General features: G+C 29.0%; 16 protein-coding genes. 1 reads left to right on the top strand and 15 read right to left on the bottom strand.

The genetic code is table 11. From position 1 onward, the window contains the following. Positions 1 to 56: 56 nt before the first annotated feature. The 13 genes from HCG76_RS02245 to HCG76_RS02185 form a co-directional block, all read right to left on the bottom strand. The gene (locus HCG76_RS02245; RefSeq protein ID WP_221698994.1) at positions 57 to 449 is read right to left on the bottom strand and encodes a hypothetical protein; all 393 of its coding nucleotides are present in this window, start codon (positions 447 to 449) and stop codon (positions 57 to 59) included. Positions 450 to 547: 98 nt separating this feature from the next. Continuing rightward, positions 548 to 1,681 carry a rod shape-determining protein RodA gene (rodA, locus tag HCG76_RS02240; RefSeq protein ID WP_221699039.1) on the bottom strand — a complete coding sequence of 378 codons (1,134 nt, stop codon included), beginning with the start codon at positions 1,679 to 1,681 and terminating at the stop codon, positions 548 to 550. Between the two features lie 239 nt (positions 1,682 to 1,920). Beyond that, on the bottom strand, positions 1,921 to 2,190 hold the full coding sequence (minE, locus tag HCG76_RS02235; protein ID WP_221698995.1) for a cell division topological specificity factor MinE: 270 nt from the start codon (positions 2,188 to 2,190) through the stop codon (positions 1,921 to 1,923). 15 nt (positions 2,191 to 2,205) lie between these two features. After that, on the bottom strand, positions 2,206 to 3,003 hold the full coding sequence (minD, locus tag HCG76_RS02230; protein ID WP_221698996.1) for a septum site-determining protein MinD: 798 nt from the start codon (positions 3,001 to 3,003) through the stop codon (positions 2,206 to 2,208). Between the two features lie 15 nt (positions 3,004 to 3,018). Beyond that, the gene (gene minC / locus HCG76_RS02225; RefSeq protein WP_221698997.1) at positions 3,019 to 3,666 is read right to left on the bottom strand and encodes a septum site-determining protein MinC; all 648 of its coding nucleotides are present in this window, start codon (positions 3,664 to 3,666) and stop codon (positions 3,019 to 3,021) included. Between the two features lie 229 nt (positions 3,667 to 3,895). Then, positions 3,896 to 6,838, bottom strand: a complete 2,943-nt coding sequence (locus tag HCG76_RS02220) for a penicillin-binding transpeptidase domain-containing protein (protein WP_221698998.1) — start codon at positions 6,836 to 6,838, stop codon at positions 3,896 to 3,898. Beyond that, the gene (gene mreD / locus HCG76_RS02215; protein ID WP_221698999.1) at positions 6,835 to 7,326 is read right to left on the bottom strand and encodes a rod shape-determining protein MreD; all 492 of its coding nucleotides are present in this window, start codon (positions 7,324 to 7,326) and stop codon (positions 6,835 to 6,837) included. The genes HCG76_RS02220 and mreD overlap by 4 nt, the downstream gene beginning before the upstream one ends. 4 nt (positions 7,327 to 7,330) lie before the next feature. Next, complete coding sequence (mreC, locus tag HCG76_RS02210; protein ID WP_221699000.1) at positions 7,331 to 8,173, bottom strand: rod shape-determining protein MreC; 843 nt, start codon at positions 8,171 to 8,173, stop codon at positions 7,331 to 7,333. Continuing rightward, positions 8,173 to 9,192, bottom strand: coding sequence for a rod shape-determining protein (locus tag HCG76_RS02205; RefSeq protein WP_133014034.1), 1,020 nt, complete (start codon positions 9,190 to 9,192; stop codon positions 8,173 to 8,175). Before HCG76_RS02205 ends, mreC begins: the two co-directional genes overlap by 1 nt. Before the next feature lie 17 nt (positions 9,193 to 9,209). Beyond that, positions 9,210 to 9,899, bottom strand: coding sequence for a RadC family protein (radC, locus tag HCG76_RS02200; RefSeq protein ID WP_221699001.1), 690 nt, complete (start codon positions 9,897 to 9,899; stop codon positions 9,210 to 9,212). A 37-nt stretch (positions 9,900 to 9,936) separates the two neighbouring features. After that, positions 9,937 to 10,503: a Maf-like protein gene (locus HCG76_RS02195; RefSeq protein ID WP_221699002.1), complete on the bottom strand. Its 567-nt coding sequence runs from the start codon at positions 10,501 to 10,503 to the stop codon at positions 9,937 to 9,939. Positions 10,504 to 10,772: 269 nt separating this feature from the next. Then, complete coding sequence (locus tag HCG76_RS02190) at positions 10,773 to 11,582, bottom strand: hypothetical protein (RefSeq protein WP_221699003.1); 810 nt, start codon at positions 11,580 to 11,582, stop codon at positions 10,773 to 10,775. Between the two features lie 352 nt (positions 11,583 to 11,934). After that, positions 11,935 to 13,386: an aminoacyl-histidine dipeptidase gene (locus HCG76_RS02185; RefSeq protein WP_221699004.1), complete on the bottom strand. Its 1,452-nt coding sequence runs from the start codon at positions 13,384 to 13,386 to the stop codon at positions 11,935 to 11,937. Positions 13,387 to 13,507: 121 nt separating this feature from the next. On the opposite strand from HCG76_RS02185, the gene pyk reads away from it, so the two are divergent. After that, entirely contained in the window at positions 13,508 to 14,926 is a 1,419-nt protein-coding gene (gene pyk / locus HCG76_RS02180; RefSeq protein ID WP_221699005.1) for a pyruvate kinase, read from the top strand. A 164-nt stretch (positions 14,927 to 15,090) separates the two neighbouring features. On the opposite strand, the gene rpsA is transcribed toward pyk, so the two are convergent. Then, positions 15,091 to 16,233 carry a 30S ribosomal protein S1 gene (gene rpsA / locus HCG76_RS02175; RefSeq protein WP_221699006.1) on the bottom strand — a complete coding sequence of 381 codons (1,143 nt, stop codon included), beginning with the start codon at positions 16,231 to 16,233 and terminating at the stop codon, positions 15,091 to 15,093. Positions 16,234 to 16,347: 114 nt separating this feature from the next. Continuing rightward, positions 16,348 to 16,767, bottom strand: coding sequence for a CBS domain-containing protein (locus HCG76_RS02170; RefSeq protein ID WP_195467314.1), 420 nt, complete (start codon positions 16,765 to 16,767; stop codon positions 16,348 to 16,350). Between the last annotated feature and the right edge of the window lie 23 nt (positions 16,768 to 16,790).

The raw sequence follows: 16,790 nt of genomic DNA, 5'->3' as shown, positions 1-16,790 counted from the left end.
TTTATAGGCTCACATTATATTAATAACCACCTTTCTACTAGGATTTTTTTATTACTTTAAAAATCAGCTTTTCCTCCATTTAAGCTTGTTTTTATGTAATTACTTATCTTGTTTACTATATCTGAAATATTAAATGCTTCAATTTCTTCATCAACTTTACTATAGGTAGTATCATTAATTACAGCTTTTACATTCTTATAAGACTCTTGTTCATTTGGAGAATACTTTAAATAAAAAGATGCCATAAGCATAAATATAACCACTACTAATTGATAAATAAATACATTAGCCATACTTGAAAAAAAGTCTTTTCTTGAATTATTTTTTTTATTGCTTCCATATACTCTATCAAATGTACTTCTATTGTAAACTGGTGATGTACTTTTCCCTAAATTTTTATTTTGTAATTCTTGATAATATCTTTGGTATTGATTATTGTAATTCCCCATTTTTCCTCCTAAAAAAAATTGCTCATTTAATTATATTTTCATGATAAAAAAAATATGCAATATATTGTATTTACAATATATTGCATATTAAAATTTAATTAAAAATTTAATTTAGTTCTTCTCATTCCTATATTAAGAACTAATCCTAAAGAAAGAATAGTTGTAGCAAGAGAACTTCCTCCATAACTTACTAATGGCAATGTTATTCCAGTGATAGGCATTAATCCTATCGTCATACCTATATTCTGCCATATTGCAAATAAAAAGTATGCTATCATTCCCGTCGCTAATATACTTCCAAATATATCCTTAGCTGTCCGTGCTATATTAATCATCCTAGATATAAGTATTCCATATAAAGTTAATAAACAAATTGCTCCAAAAGTTCCCCATTGCTGGCATACTTGGCTAAAAATAAAATCTGTTTGTATTTCAGGAACATATTGAGATGCATATCCACTTGTTCCATCATTAGCTAATGAATTAAGAGTTCCAAAAAATCCACCTGATCCAATAGCTATAAGTGATTGTCTTAAATGATATCCTGATCCTGAAGTATCTGTTTCTGGATTTCTAAATGATGTTATTCTTCTCTTTTGGTAGTCTTGTATTAATCCTGAATTCCATACCAATACAATTCCTACTATTAAAGCACCTAACCCACCTATAATTATTCTTTTATCTAGTCCACCTATAAAAAATACTCCTAAAACCATAAAAAATAATACCATCGTCATTCCCATATCTGGTTGAATTACTATAAGTCCTGCTGGTATTATCGCATAAAAAGCTAATATAAAGAAATTTTTAAAATTATTTATTTCCCCATCCATATCCTCTAGCTTTTTTCCCATCATCATAACAGTTGCAATTTTGGCCAATTCTGCTGGCTGGAATGACAATGGTCCTAATCTAATCCAACCTTGAGCTCCATTAATAGTTGATCCTATTATTAATACTAAAACCAATAATGCAATTGATGTCCAATAAAATATCGGAGTAAATGCCTTAATTATTGAGTAATCTATGGCTAATACAAAATATAACAATACTATTGATGCTATAAAAAACACCGATTGTTTTACCGGAAATAACATTCCTCCAGTAGTCGCCTTTTTGGCTAGATATATATTAATTATACCGAACATGGTTATCAGTACTATAGATATAAACATTAATTTATCTACTTTTTTTAGACTTTTTAAATTCATTTTAAATTTTGATAAAGGCATCATAATTTTACCTCCTTAAATTTATACTTACTTATTATATCCTATTTCATTCTTTTTCTCCATAAATAATTATATTACTACATATAAAATTCATAAACTCTTAAGAATTGATAATTTTCTACTGTATATTTTATTCTATCATTATCACTAAATATTTATATTAATAATATATATCAATATTCATTTTTAATAGTAATAAAACAAAAGAGACTGTTATTATTTTTAACAGTCTCTATATACTATCTATTTCTTATATTTTTTATTGGAATATTTGCAATTAATGCTGGAGAAGTCTCTCCCTCGATATCATCACTTCTATTTAATGATATCTCCACATCATTAGCATCAATCTCTATATACTTAGAAATTACTTCTAATATTTCTTTTCTTATTTTGTCTAAAGTTTCAGGAGCTAAATCACCTCTGTCATGAATAAGTATTAACTTTAACCTATCTTTAGCAACTTCTTTTGGAGTAGTTTTGTTAGAAAATACCCTTAATAAATCCATACCACTCTTAACCCCCTAGTTTTTCTTAAAAATCTTTCTTATAGCTGAAAAGAAACCTGTTGATTCAGAACCTAATTTTAATAATGGAACTTCTTCTCCTGTAATTCTTTTAGCTATATTTCTAAATGCTTGCCCTGAAAGAGCCTTTTCATCTAAAACTATAGGTTCTCCTTTATTAGTTGAAACAGTTATACTTCTATCATCAGGAACAACACCTAATAATTTCACTGATAAAGTTTCTATAATATCTGATACGTCAAGCATATCTCCTCTTTTTGTCATTTCGTAATTTAACCTATTAACTATAACAGTATGATCCTCTAAACCTTTTGCATCTAATTTTCCTATTACCCTATCAGCATCCCTAACTGATGTAATTTCAGGATTAACAACTACTACAGCCTTATCAGCTCCAACAACAGAGTTCTCAAACCCCTGTTCAATTCCTGCTGGTGAATCAATTAATACATAATCAAATTCTTCCTTAAGCTTATTAACTAAATCAAACATATCCTGTGCTCTTATATCATCCTTATCCTTTGTTTGAGCTGTTGGTAATAAACAAAGATTTGGATATCTTTTATCTTTTATTAATGCCTGCTTTAGCCTACATCTATTTTCAATTACATCTATTATTGTATAAACTATTCTATTTTCTAATCCCATTAATACATCAAGATTTCTTAATCCAGTGTCACCATCAACTACTACAACGTTCTTCCCTAATGCTGCTAACGCAGTTCCTAAATTTGCCGTTGTTGTAGTCTTTCCAACTCCACCTTTACCTGATGTAACAACTATCGAAACTCCCATTTAAATCCCTCCACTTTAGTAAATATATTTATTTGGTAAATATGGTTCTACTACTATATAACCATCTTTTATTTTTGCAACTTCTGGATAAGATGGCTTTAATCCGTCATCCGGTGATATAGTTAATATATCTGAAATTTGCATAAGCTCAGGCTGCATAAAAAATGCTGCTATTATAGACTTCTTATTTCCGCCAGTACCAGCTCGTACATTTCCTTTAATGCTTCCAAGAACTATAATATTACCTCCTGCTGAAACTTCAGCTCCACTATTAATATCTCCTATAATAATAATATTACCAGGGTAATCAATAGACTGTCCACCTCTTATTGTCTTTTTGATAAATTTAGTTTTTCCTTCATTAATTCCATTAAAAACTTTATATGAATTATTCTCTTTAACTTCATTTATATCATCAAAAATACAATCTTTTATATTTATCTTTTGAAATAACTCTTCTTTTAACTTAGCTATTTCAGAATCATCTATATGCTTAAGATTAGCTGTTATTTTCAATATTGAATTTTTATAAAAGCTCTTATTCTTTGATAAACTATTTACTAGAACTTCTAGCATATTGTCAAAGCATATAAACTTATTCATATCTATTATAACATTTACACCGTCTTTATTACCTCTTATTTGTATTCTTTCATCCTTCATTGGCCATCCTCCACCAATTAAAAACTCAATTTAATTTTAATTATACCATATAACTACAATTAAAAACATAATATACTTAAAACTATTGTAATTTTCCTACAAAATACCACTTATTTTACCATTATATTCTTTTAATTGTAAATTATTTTTTTTTACAAAGTAAACATTCTATATTTTAACTTTTAACTAAAAATAAGAGAGGTAATTAAATCTCCTCTCTTATCATACTTTATTCACCTTGTTGCGGCTGCTCCTGTTGTGTCTCCTGACCTTGTTGAACTTGCTCTTGTTGTTGTGCTTGTTCTTCTGCTTCTTGATTATTATTAGCCGGAGCTTCTACAACATACTTTTGGAAAGTATCTGATGTTGATGCATAATTAGGATTTATCGCTAATAATTGATCCTTAAAGAATGCCTCATATATCCCTTTATGGACAGCAGCACTATTAGCCCCTCTATTACCATCATAAATAGTTGAGAATATAGCTATTTGAGGGTTATCCATTGGAGCAAAACTTATATAGTTAGCATATGCTTTTCTTCCTTGGAACTCATATTGCTCCGAAGTTCCGAAGTCGGCTGTACCTGTCTTACCACAAACTGGAATAGGGAAGTTTGCAAATAATGTATAGTTAGTAGAATTAGATGGAGATGTATTAACTCTTCTCATCCCCTCCTTAATTATTTGTAATATATTTGAATCAATCGGATTACTTTCTATAACTTCTGGCTTAAATTCTTGTATAACCTCCCCAGAAGGTGATGTAACTTTATCAACTATAGAAACTTTATAACGCGTTCCTCCATTTGCTAGCGTAGCAACATAATTTGCCATTTGTAATGGAGTAAATGCATTCATACTTTGCCCTATAGCATCTTGAACTAAATTAATTGGAGATTTTATTTCTGAAGCTTGGTTTGTTACAGTAAAGTAAGCAATTGCATTTGATACCTTTTGTGCTTGATCATCAATGTTTACTTTAGTATTTTTGCTTGCTTCATAATTAGCTACATTTTCCTTATACTTATCAGATATCTCCATTATTTTTTTTACAGTTCCAAGTATACTTTTAGCATATTCATCTTGGCTTGTGATTTGTTCATCTGTTCCAACTTTAAGTAATGTTTCTTTAATATTATTTTTCAAGCTAGTTTTTAATTGCTTTAATTCATCTGAGTCAGTACTTATATCACTAATATCAAATGGTACAAAATTAAAGCCATAATATACACCCTCTTCAAGTGCTGGAACTATACTATACTTTGCATTTGTTGCAAGGCTATTTCTCCACGAAACAAAGTTATATGTTTGCCCAAAGTTTTCATATATTTGAATTCCTGTAGATGGTGTTTTTCCTTTTTCTACTCCTAATCCAAATTTCCATGCATAACGAGCTATTGAATTAAGTGCATCTATATTAGCACCATTTTTTACATATAATCTAATAGCTGTTTCATAAAAGAAATAGTTAGATGATACTTCAAGCGCTTTTCTTACATCTGTAATGCCATGTCCCGTTTTTTGGAAGTTTTCAAGTACTTGCTTACCTGTATATTCACTGCTCCAAAGCCCCACGTCATTAACTGTATCATTTTCACTTATTGCACCATCTGTTAAACCAGCAAGAGCTGTTAATGGCTTAAATGTTGATCCTGGAACAACTAATCCTTGAGTTGCATAATTAAACATAGATCTTGGATATATATCGTATCTATCTTCTCTAATTCCAGTAGTTTCATTTACCGGGAAAAGATCATCTAATGTTCCCTTTGCACCACTACTTTGAATATGTTGTGTTCCAAATGACTCTAGATTTGGATTAAAATATTCATTATACTTTTCTGTGCTCAATTCACTAGGAATAGCAAAATCATTAGGATCAAAATTCGGATAACTTGCCATAGCAATAACTCTACCGGTATTAACCTCTATTGCAACAACTGCACCTCTTGTAGCGCTTGTTAATCCTTCTGATTGTAATTTTAATATCTGATCCTTTAAGGCTTCTTGTGCCGCATATTGTACATTTTTATCTATTGTTAAATGTACATCATTACCTGGATAAGATTCTAGCTTAAATAACTCTTCTGTAGTTCTACCTTGGGAATTTACCTTTACAGTAGTTCCCCCTTTAGTTCCTTTTAATTGTTCTTCAAAAGCTGATTCTATTCCTGATACACCTATTAAGTCACTTGATGTATCATATCCTCTTAACTCATAGCTTTCTTGTTGAGAGCTACTTATTGATGATACATATCCTATAACTGATGATGCTAATGTACCATATGGGTAATATCTTACCGGCTTTAAACTAACATTTATACCTGGTAAATCATTTAGTTGTTGATATATAATAAAAGCTGTATCTCTATTTATATTACTTGCTATTGTTATATTTGAATAACCACTAAAGCTTCCCATCTTAACAGCATCTTTTACGACTATATAACGTCTTATTTGTTGTATAGAGTACTGCTTTAACAAATCATTTAATATTTCTTTACCATTTGTATCTTTATATTTTTTTGCTAATTCATTAGCTTGCTCTGTTGTATAATTTTCTGGTAATAATAATTTATATAAATCATACTTTTTAACAAGATAATAAAAAGTATCTTCTGCAGATATTTCCATAAGTGCATCATTAACTTCATTTATCTCCTCATCAGTATAATCGCCTTCTTTATTCTTAAACTTTTCTTTTTCTATATTCTCATTTAAGCCTCTATCTCTTTTGAATCTTATTTCAAGGGCTCTTCTATTAGATTCATTATCTGTTTTGAAATCAAAATATATATTACCACTCTCATCAACTTTAAGTGCTAAATCATCTTGAAAACTTTCTCCGTTATCCTCTAATATTTTAAAAACCTTATCCATAGTTTTATAAAATGCTTTTGTAGAATCTACAGTTTCCATATAAGTTAAAGTATAAGTTTGTTTATTAGTTGCTATTACGTTGCCATCACTATCATATATATTTCCCCTTGGAGCTTCTTCCGAAATAAATTTAGTAGAACTTACATCAGCTTTTTCTTTATAATCATCATATTTATATACTTGAAGATATAATAGCTTTGCAACAATGCTCCCCATAATTATAAACATAATTATATATAAAACAGAATATCTAGAATTCTCTTTGTTTTTTTTAGGTTTATTAACTATCATTTAAACCTCCATGTATTCCTCTCTAAATATTTATCCAACATTTTAAAAATGAACGTATAGAAAAGCATCATACAAATCCCATTTAAAACACATGAAATCAATGCTACTTGTATATTAATTGTTTGTGAAAATAACTTAAATATAATCACTACTCCCAAAACCTTTAATGCTGAAATAGCCAGTGCTGTTAAAACTGGAACTAATCTATTCTCCTTAAATATACTTTCTCCTATTTTTGCACATAAAAGACATAAAAGCATATTTAAAAATAAGTTTATCCCAAATCCTGAAAAGAAAAATATATCTTGCAGAAATCCACTTACTACTCCTATAAAAATAGCCTCTTCTTTTCCTCTAATAATTGAATAAGCCATCGCAAATGTAAATAATAAACTTGGGAAGGCTCCATATATAGAATAATAAGGTAATAAAGTATTATCAATAATTAATAAGACTATTAATACAATTATCAAATATAATCTCTTCATACTTCTACTCCCCAATATTAATTTCTTCTTTAGGAACTACCACAAATAATTCTTCAAGTTTATTAAAATCTACATAAGGTTTAACAATTGCTTTCTTCATAATTCCAACACTATCCACTTCTACTGAAACTACTTCTCCAATTCTAATTTCTTGTGGATACATTCCACCAAGACCTGAAGTTAAAATGACATCTCCTTCTTTTATCTCAGAATCTATTGGAATATTTGATAATATAGTTAGTTTTTTATTTTTGTTATCTGTATTCCCTTGCAATATTCCTGTTGTTTCTCTAGTACTCTCTACCATAGAAGCCACTGCAATATTTTCATTCAATATAGTTTGAATAATGGAATAATTACTTTCTGCTTTAGTAACTTTTCCAACTAACCCTACTGGAGTTATTACAACCATATCTTTTTTTATTCCATCATTGGTTCCTTTATCAATTATATAACCATTAGAAATATTTCCTCCACTATATCCAACTATATTACAACCTAAATAATTATAATTTTGATTAGCTTGAGAATAATCAAACATTTCTCTTAATCTTGTATTTTCATCTTTCATTCTATTATACTCAATTAATTGATTTTCTAATTCTGCATTTTTAGCTGCAAGTTCTTCATTCTCTTGTTTTACTTTTGAAAAATTAATAAAGAAATCAAAAGATCCCTTTAGCTTATCGTTTGCAGTATAAATTATCTTTTGTAATGGACTAATAACACTACCTACACCACTAGATATAATATTTGAATTACTTTTTAAACTGAAAATAATTATGCCTAAAAAGGCAACTGACAGTACCACTATAGTTACTGCCAGTTTATTTTTAAAAGGTTTCATTATTGACCTCTTTGAGTCTTGCTTAATTCATCAAAATTTTCTAGTGCTTTTCCTGCTCCTAAAACAACACAATCTAATGGTGTTTCAGCAATATGAACAGGCATGTTTGTTTCGTGGTTTATTAATTTATCTAGCCCTTTTAGCAAAGCTCCGCCTCCAGCTAACATTATTCCTTTTTCCATTATATCCGCTGATAATTCTGGTGGAGTTTTCTCTAATGTAGTTTTTATTGATTCTATAATTGAATATACTGGCTCTTTTAATGCTTCTCTTATTTGATCTTCTGTTATTGTAACTATCTTTGGAAGACCTGTTATCATATCTCTTCCCTTGATATCCATAGAAGCATTTTCATCATCTATTTTATATGCTGATCCTAATTCCATCTTTATTTGTTCAGCTGTTCTTTCTCCGATCATTAAGCTAAACTCTTTTTTTACATATGCAATTATTGCTTGATCTAATTCATCTCCAGCAACTCTTAATGACTTACTAGTTACTATTCCACCTAAAGAAATAATTGCTACTTCAGTAGTTCCTCCACCGATATCAACAATCATACTTCCTGTAGGCTCACCAACTGGAAGCCCTGCCCCTATAGCAGCAGCCATAGGTTCTTCCATTAAAACAACATCTCTTGCTCCGGCAAACTTTGCAGCTTCTTCAATAGCTCTTCTTTCTACTTCTGTTACTCCTGATGGATAACATACTATTATTCTTGGACTAGTAAATGCACTTTTACTTGTCACTTTCTCTATTAATTTCTTAAGCATTGTTTGTGCAACATCAAAGTCAGCTATAACTCCATCTTTAAGAGGTCTTATTGCTACTATATTTCCAGGTGTTCTACCTATCATAAGCTTTGCTTCTTGCCCAACTGCTAGAGGTTTTCTTGTATTACTATTTATTGCTACAACTGAAGGTTCGCTTAACACTATACCTTTACCTTTTACAAAAACAAGCGTGTTAGCTGTTCCTAAATCAATTCCCATATCTTTATTACTACTGAAAAATCCCATATGAATTCCCCTTTCAATTATATAATTCCTTTTTCCTTTAAACTAACATATTTATTATTACCAATTATAATATGATCTAACAATCCAATTCCCATAATATTGCCACATTCCTTTAGTCTAAGAGTTATATCAATATCCTCTTTACTCGGATTAGGATCTCCTGATGGGTGGTTATGGCAAACTATTATATTTGCACTTCCTCTTTGAACCGCCTCTTTAAAAACTTCTCGTGGATGAACTATAGATGAGTTCAATGTTCCTTTAAATACATCTTTAGTTCCTATTATAATATTCTTAGTATTTAATAGTATTAATTTAAATACTTCTTGCTTAAAATTGCTCATTTCATTAATTAATAATGTTGAAACATCTTTAGGTGATGAAATTTTTAAATTCTCTTTTTGAGATTTTAAAGTCTTAAACCTATTAAACAACTCCATCATGGCAATTATTTGACAAGCCTTTACTTTCTTAATACCTTTAATTTTACTTGCTTCTTCAAAACTTACATTTAAAAGTCCGTCTAAACCATCTAGCTCTATTAGTAATCTTTTACTTAAAGCTATGACATTTTCTCCTTTTGTACCTGTTCTTAACAATATAGCCAACAGCTCTTCGTTACTTAAACTTTCTACTCCAAACTGAAGTAATTTTTCAACTGGTCTTTCGTTTAATGGTATATCATTTACTCTTATATTTTCTGCCATAAGCACTCCTTTTAAGTAATAATATCCATCCCCCAACTTATAAAATTTCTTTTATCATTTTGTTTAGTAAGTTTAATGGCAATCCAACTACATTGTAGTAACATCCATTTATACTTTTAACAAATACTCCACCAAAGCCTTGTATTCCATAAGCTCCTGCTTTATCTAAGCATTCTCCGGTGTCTATGTACTTCCATATTTCCTCATCTGAAAGCTCTGAAAAATAAACCTCTGTATACAGACATTCACTTTTTATCACTTTTGTACTATTATTAATAACTGTAACTCCAGAATATACTCTATGCACATTATTACTTAGTGATTTAAGCATTCTAAAAGCATCATTCTTGTCTTTTGGTTTTCCAAGAACTTTATTATCTATAACAACTATAGTATCAGCTCCTATTATTATAGAATCGCTACTATAATTTAATGCTACAGACTTAGCTTTTCCTTCTGATAATATTTTAACATATTCTTCTATGTCCTCATTAACATGTACTGATTCTTCATCAAAATCACTAACTCTAACTTCAAAATCCTTTACTATCCTAGATAATAACTCTTTTCTTCGTTCTGAAGCTGATGCTAATATAAACTTCAAAATATCACATCCTACAGTCATTTATTTATTATTATTCCCAATTTAACGTTAGTCTTACACTTGACTTTAAAATTTAATTTAAAACACAATAAAAAAGAGGTAAATACTTGTCACCTATCTTTATTTCTAATATAGTTTATCACTTAATAGATATTCAAACAAGCACTTTCCTCTTTTTCTATATGAATTTTTTGTAGAATATTATATAATTTTTTCTTAATTTTCAATATATTTTTTTACATTTATTGATATTTATTCATGTATTTTTTCTATTTATTAAAGTTCAATAAAACCTTATATAAATATTGCATTTCGTTAGCTACATTTTCTTTCTTTATTTCTGTTCCTAATTCATTAATATGTTTTTTTAACTCAGCTAAAACTTCATGTTTATCTCCTTCTTTTATATCATCTAACTTGCTTATCCATTCCTTAAAATCAGTAATATCAAAAGATTTCACATCATCTTTAAATGCAGTATCTAATATTTCTAAATATCCATCATATATACCAGCAATTTGACTTTCAACAGCATTACCACTATTAAGATTAAAATCAACTTTAGCACACTCAATTCCACTAGCTGTTAATTTATCGATAACAGCTTGACCTTCTTCTGCTGTATAAATACCTGCTAATACTTTAAACTTATCTGCATCATTATATATAAAAGCTCCATACCCACTAGAAATCTTATTAAATGTTTCTTTTGCATTACCTTCTTCTGCAAAATACCCACACTGAATAGCTACAAAACTTGTATTAATATTTCCTTGAGTAACTTCAGAAGCTTGTTCATTATTATTTACTTCTTCACTTACCTCTGCATTTACTTGTGCATCTTCTTCTTCATTTACTGCTTCTGCATTAACATTTTCTGAATTATTACTCTGTGTTTGCTCATTACTACTAGTAACTTCACCAGTAGTTGCATTATTTATAGGTAAGAAATGAATTATAACATTAGCAAGAAATACTCCCACTATTATTACAAATACGCTCATACCAATAAATGATAGAATAAACTTTACAATATCATTATTTTTCTTTTTCTTGTAGTTATATCTTGTATACCTCACTTTCTCATCCTCTCCAATCCTTTAATTATTATGTTTTCGTATTACATTACAATATATTCATTAATACTCATTTATATACATAACAATTAATTTTTATCATAATTTTATTCAGGGTAAGAGATAATGATGAAGAGTAGAAATAAACTGCGAACTACAGTGAGAATGAAAAATGGAATATTAATTTTTTCTCTTCATTGTTTTTCTTAGTTCTCCGATTTATACTTAACGACTCCCGCTACAAATTTGTATGATAAGTCGTTAACTTTAGGGAGATTAAACTTAAATTGTAGACTTAACCTTTAGTTCGCAGTTTATTAAAAAAGCGAAGACCGAAGTCTTCGCTTTTTTTTTACTATTTAATTGCTTTAAGTATTGCTTTTAAATATTCATAACAATTTTTTACTGATGTAATACTCATATGTTCATCTGGAGTATGAACATCATAAAGGTTTGGTCCAAAGCTTATCATATCAAGATTACCTAACTTTTCATTAAATAATCCACATTCAACACCGGCATGAATAGCAACTATTTTTGCTTCATTTCCATAAAGATCTTTATGAACCCTTTGGCAAATTTCTCTTATCTTTGAATCAGGATTATATTCCCAACCTGGGTAATCTGATGTAGTTGTAAACTTTCCACCTAAAAGTTCAACTATAGTTTTACTTCTTAAAACTATTTCCTCCTTTAATGATGGAACAGAACTTCTTATTGCTGAATCAAATTCAACAGTATTTTCATTAGTAGTTAAAACTCCTAAATTAGTTGAGCTTTCTACTAACCCTTCTATTTCAACACTCTTTGAGTTTATTCCATTTGGATATAAATATAATAAATCTATAACTTTACTAGTACTCTCATCATTAAACTCTTTAGTTAAATTATCAGTAATTACTGATCCTTCTATTTTTAACCCAGGATCTTGAGTTCTTAACTCATTAACTATAATGTCATTCCAATTTTTTATTATATCTATAACTATATTTTCATCATTAGAATCTATAGCTATTATAGCTTCAGCTTCTCTTGGAATAGCATTATTTTTAGAACCACCATTTAAATTAACAAGGTTTAACTTAATTTCTCTTGATAATCCTTTAAGTACTCTTCCTAAAATTTTATTTGAATTCCCTCTTTCTTTAATTATATCCATACCAGAGTGACCACCCTTAAGTCCTGATATGTTTATTTTAATTAACTTTTTATTATTTAAATCTTGCTTTTCTATATTAATAGTCGCTGTACTTCTTATTCCACCAGCACAACTTACTAAAAGATATCCCTCTTCTTCATTATCTAAATTTATTAATATCTTACCATCTATATGTTCTTTACTAATAGCCATAGCTCCAGACATTCCAGTTTCTTCGTCTGTAGTTATTAATACTTCTATTGGTGGATGTGGAATATCCTTTGAAGCCAATATTGCCATAGCATAAGCAACTGCTATACCATTATCAGCACCTAATGTTGTATCTGTTGCATATATATAATCATCTATTATTCTTAACTTTAATGGATCTTTTTCAAAATCATGATCTACTCCATTATTTTTTTCACAAACCATATCCATATGTCCTTGAATAATAACAGTTGGTGCATTTTCATATCCCTTTGTTCCAGGCTTTTTTATAATAACATTTAATGCTTCATCTTGAATTGCTTCAAGCCCTAAGTCTTTACCAAAGTTTAATAAGTAATCACTTATTCCCTTTTCATTTCCTGATCCCCTTGGAATATTTGAAATTGCTTCAAAATACTCGAAAACTTCTTTAGGTTCTAAATTTTGTAAAATTTTCATTTTTAAGTCTCCTTACTGTTTAATTATGTTAAAATAATTATATATTAATTAGTACATCATATCTATATAACAGTCAAATTATAATCTACAATTTTTATTTTAATTAAAGTGAGGTGGTTTTATGCAAAAGACTAAAATGATTTTTACAATAGGACCTTCAAGTGATAATGAAGAAATATTAACTGAATTTATAAAAATCGGCATGAATGTAGCTAGATTAAACTTTTCCCATGGAACTCATGAAACTCATAAAGATAAAATAGAATTAATAAAAAAAATTAGAACTAATTTAAACACGCCAACTGCAATAATGTTAGATATTAAAGGCCCTAAAATAAGAACACATAATTTTATTAATGATGGTGTAGAATTAGAAGCTGGTCAAAACTTTACATTTATATGCGATAAAGAGATACTAGGTGATAATAAGTCTTGCTCTATTACTTACGAAGAGCTATACAAGGATGTAAACATTGGTGGTACAATTCTTGTTGATGATGGTTTATTATCTTTTGAAATAATAGATATTCAAGACAAAAACATAATATGTAGGTTATTAAATGATGGAATTATTAAAAATCACAAAGGTGTAAATGTTCCAAACGTTAGTATTAATTTACCTTCTGTAACAGAAAAAGATAAAGATGATTTAATTTTTGGCTGTAAAATGGAAGTAGATTTTATTGCTGCTTCATTTGTTAGAAAAGCATCAGATGTTTTAGAAATAAGAGATTTATTAAATTCTAATAACGGAAAAAACATTCAAATTATAGCTAAAATAGAAAGTCAGGAAGGAGTAAATAATATTGACCCAATATTAAGTGTTGCTGATGGCATAATGGTAGCTAGAGGTGATATGGGTGTTGAAATCCCTATAGAAAGAGTTCCTATTATCCAAAAAAATATAATAAAAAAATGTAATGAAGCTGGAAAAATTGTTATTACAGCCACTCAAATGCTTGATTCTATGATAAGAAATTCACTTCCTACAAGGGCTGAAGCATGTGACATATGTAATGCTATTTTTGATGGAACTGATGCAATTATGTTAAGTGGAGAAAGTGCTAGTGGACTATACCCAATAGAAGCTGCAAGAACTATGTCTAAAATAGCTAAAGAAACTGAAGCTCATTTAGATTATAATTATTTAAATCAAAGATTAAAAGAACCTGCTATGTATGACTTTGCTGAAGCTATAAGCTATTCTACTTGTAGAACATCTAATGTTTTAAATGCTAAGGCAATAGTTGCAGCAACTAATTCTGGATCAACAGCAAAACTTGTTTCAAAGTATAAACCTAAGTGTCCAATAATAGCAATAACACCTCACTCTGATGTTATGCGAGGTTTAAGTTTAAACTTTGGAGTATTACCGGTTTTATGCCAACAATTTGCTACTACAGATGATATTCTTACTGAAGCAAAAACAGTTGTTAAAAGCTTAAATATAGCTCAAGAAGGTGATGATATTATAGTAGCTGCTGGTATGCCAACAAATTATACCGGTGGAACTAATATGCTTAAGATAGAAAAAGTTTAAATAAATTGCGAACTACAGTGAGAACGAAAAATTAATGATATCACCGTAAGAAAGTATCATATAAATTCTTAGCGAAATTATATTACTTAATGTAGGTTATATCATTAATTTTCAGCATCACTACATCTAAGCTTTAGTTCGCAGTTTTATTCTTTAACTCTTACTTAAAAAAGACCTTTAAAAAGCTCTCCAAGAGTTACCCCTTCTTCTTCATCATTATATTGCATATATTCAGTTGATCTTTCAACTGCATCTTTAATGCTTAATGATATTCTCTTATTTTCCTTGTTAACATCAAGAACTTTAACTTTAACCATTTGCCCTACTTCAAGAACATCTGAAGGTTTAGCTATATGTTCATCAGTAATCTCATTTATGTGAACTAATCCTTCAACACCTGGGAATAATTCTACAAACGCTCCAAAAGCCATAAATTTAACTACTTTACCTTCAACTATATCTCCTGCTTTTATAGTATCAACATGAACCTTCCAAGGTTCTTTATCAACATCTTTTAATATTAAAGATACTCTTTCATTAGCAACATCTACATCACCTACAAATACAGTAACTTTATCTCCAACATTCACTATATCTTCAACTCTCTTAACCCTTTGCCAAGATAAATCATTAATATGAATTAATCCAGTGATTCCTCCAATATCTACAATAGCACCAGCTTTAATTATCTTCTTAACTGTACCTTCTCTTTTCTCTCCACTCTTTACATTTTTCCAAAGCTCTTTTTTCTTTACTTCATAAGCTTCTTCTTCTAATATTCTTCTAGAAGCAACAACTTTTCTGTTTCTTAAATCTAGTTCTGTTAATTTGACTTCAATTTCTTTTCCTAATAAAGTACTTAACTCTATTCTTTCTCTTGAAGCTAATGAAGCTGGAATAAACACTCTGATTGAACCATAATAAGCAACTAATCCACCTTTAACTTCTTCTTTTACTAATACTTTTATAACTTCTTGATTTTTAAAAGCATTTTTTAAATCTTCTTTTTCTGTTATTTGTAATGCTCTTAATCTAGAAAGTTGAACATATCCTTCTCCATCATTTGGCGAAATAACGTATACATCTAATGTATCACCTGGTTTAACAACTTCTAATGGAGAAACCTCTCCTACTACTAATTCTTCTCTTGTTATTACCCCATCAAAAGCATAGTTAATATTAACTGTAACTTCCTTTTCGTTAACATCTATTACTTGCCCCTTTAATATATCTCCTGAATTAATTTTCTTAACATCAAAATCCTTTAAAAGATTTTCCATTGAATTTTCATTTACTTCAACTGACATAGTACACACTCCTTTGTAAAAACATTTCATATTTAATTTTAAGGCACCAGTAAATTTTATACAAGTAAAACAAACAAAAAAGCTACTTCAAATATAAGTAGCTTAGATTATTTTCTATAATATTTTTTTATTTTTTTTGATTGCATTGTAACAATAATTTATTATGTCACTACGCTTTATTATTCCTATAAATATACCTTCATCATCAACTACTGGCACAAAATTCTGAGTCGTAGCTAATCTAATAATACTTTCAACATCTGCATTAATAGAAACACTTTTATGCTTCGTTCTTATAGCTATTTCACTTACTTTAACATTTTCAGTATTTTTAAAATTAAGATTTGCAGTATTCTTTAATTTCCATAACAAATCGCCCTCTGTTAAAGTTCCAACATACCTTCCATGCTTGTCTATTAGTGGTATTGCTGTATAACCATGATGCTCCATTCGCTCAATTACTTGTCTCATTGTAGCATCTATATATTCATAAATTACCTCATTTTTAGGAGTTAAAAGAAATGCAATATTCATATCTTCTTCCTTTCCTTTAAATC

This window comes from Clostridium sp. K13, from assembly GCF_019734195.1.
Classification (GTDB): Bacteria; Bacillota; Clostridia; order Clostridiales; family Clostridiaceae; genus Clostridium.
The sequence above is the reverse complement of the archived record's forward strand: the minus strand, read 5'-3'. Positions and strand labels throughout refer to the sequence as shown.

What these genes read in the sequence shown, in the direction of transcription:
- HCG76_RS02245 (WP_221698994.1), bottom strand. Translation starts at nt 449, where the DNA reads ATGGGGAATTACAATAATCAATACCAAAGATATTATCAAGAATTACAA.
- rodA (WP_221699039.1), bottom strand. Translation starts at nt 1,681, where the DNA reads ATGCCTTTATCAAAATTTAAAATGAATTTAAAAAGTCTAAAAAAAGTA.
- minE (WP_221698995.1), bottom strand. Translation starts at nt 2,190, where the DNA reads ATGGATTTATTAAGGGTATTTTCTAACAAAACTACTCCAAAAGAAGTT.
- minD (WP_221698996.1), bottom strand. Translation starts at nt 3,003, where the DNA reads ATGGGAGTTTCGATAGTTGTTACATCAGGTAAAGGTGGAGTTGGAAAG.
- minC (WP_221698997.1), bottom strand. Translation starts at nt 3,666, where the DNA reads ATGAAGGATGAAAGAATACAAATAAGAGGTAATAAAGACGGTGTAAAT.
- HCG76_RS02220 (WP_221698998.1), bottom strand. Translation starts at nt 6,838, where the DNA reads ATGATAGTTAATAAACCTAAAAAAAACAAAGAGAATTCTAGATATTCT.
- mreD (WP_221698999.1), bottom strand. Translation starts at nt 7,326, where the DNA reads ATGAAGAGATTATATTTGATAATTGTATTAATAGTCTTATTAATTATT.
- mreC (WP_221699000.1), bottom strand. Translation starts at nt 8,173, where the DNA reads ATGAAACCTTTTAAAAATAAACTGGCAGTAACTATAGTGGTACTGTCA.
- HCG76_RS02205 (WP_133014034.1), bottom strand. Translation starts at nt 9,192, where the DNA reads ATGGGATTTTTCAGTAGTAATAAAGATATGGGAATTGATTTAGGAACA.
- radC (WP_221699001.1), bottom strand. Translation starts at nt 9,899, where the DNA reads ATGGCAGAAAATATAAGAGTAAATGATATACCATTAAACGAAAGACCA.
- HCG76_RS02185 (WP_221699004.1), bottom strand. Translation starts at nt 13,386, where the DNA reads ATGAAAATTTTACAAAATTTAGAACCTAAAGAAGTTTTCGAGTATTTT.
- pyk (WP_221699005.1), top strand. Translation starts at nt 13,508, where the DNA reads ATGCAAAAGACTAAAATGATTTTTACAATAGGACCTTCAAGTGATAAT.
- rpsA (WP_221699006.1), bottom strand. Translation starts at nt 16,233, where the DNA reads ATGTCAGTTGAAGTAAATGAAAATTCAATGGAAAATCTTTTAAAGGAT.
- HCG76_RS02170 (WP_195467314.1), bottom strand. Translation starts at nt 16,767, where the DNA reads ATGAATATTGCATTTCTTTTAACTCCTAAAAATGAGGTAATTTATGAA.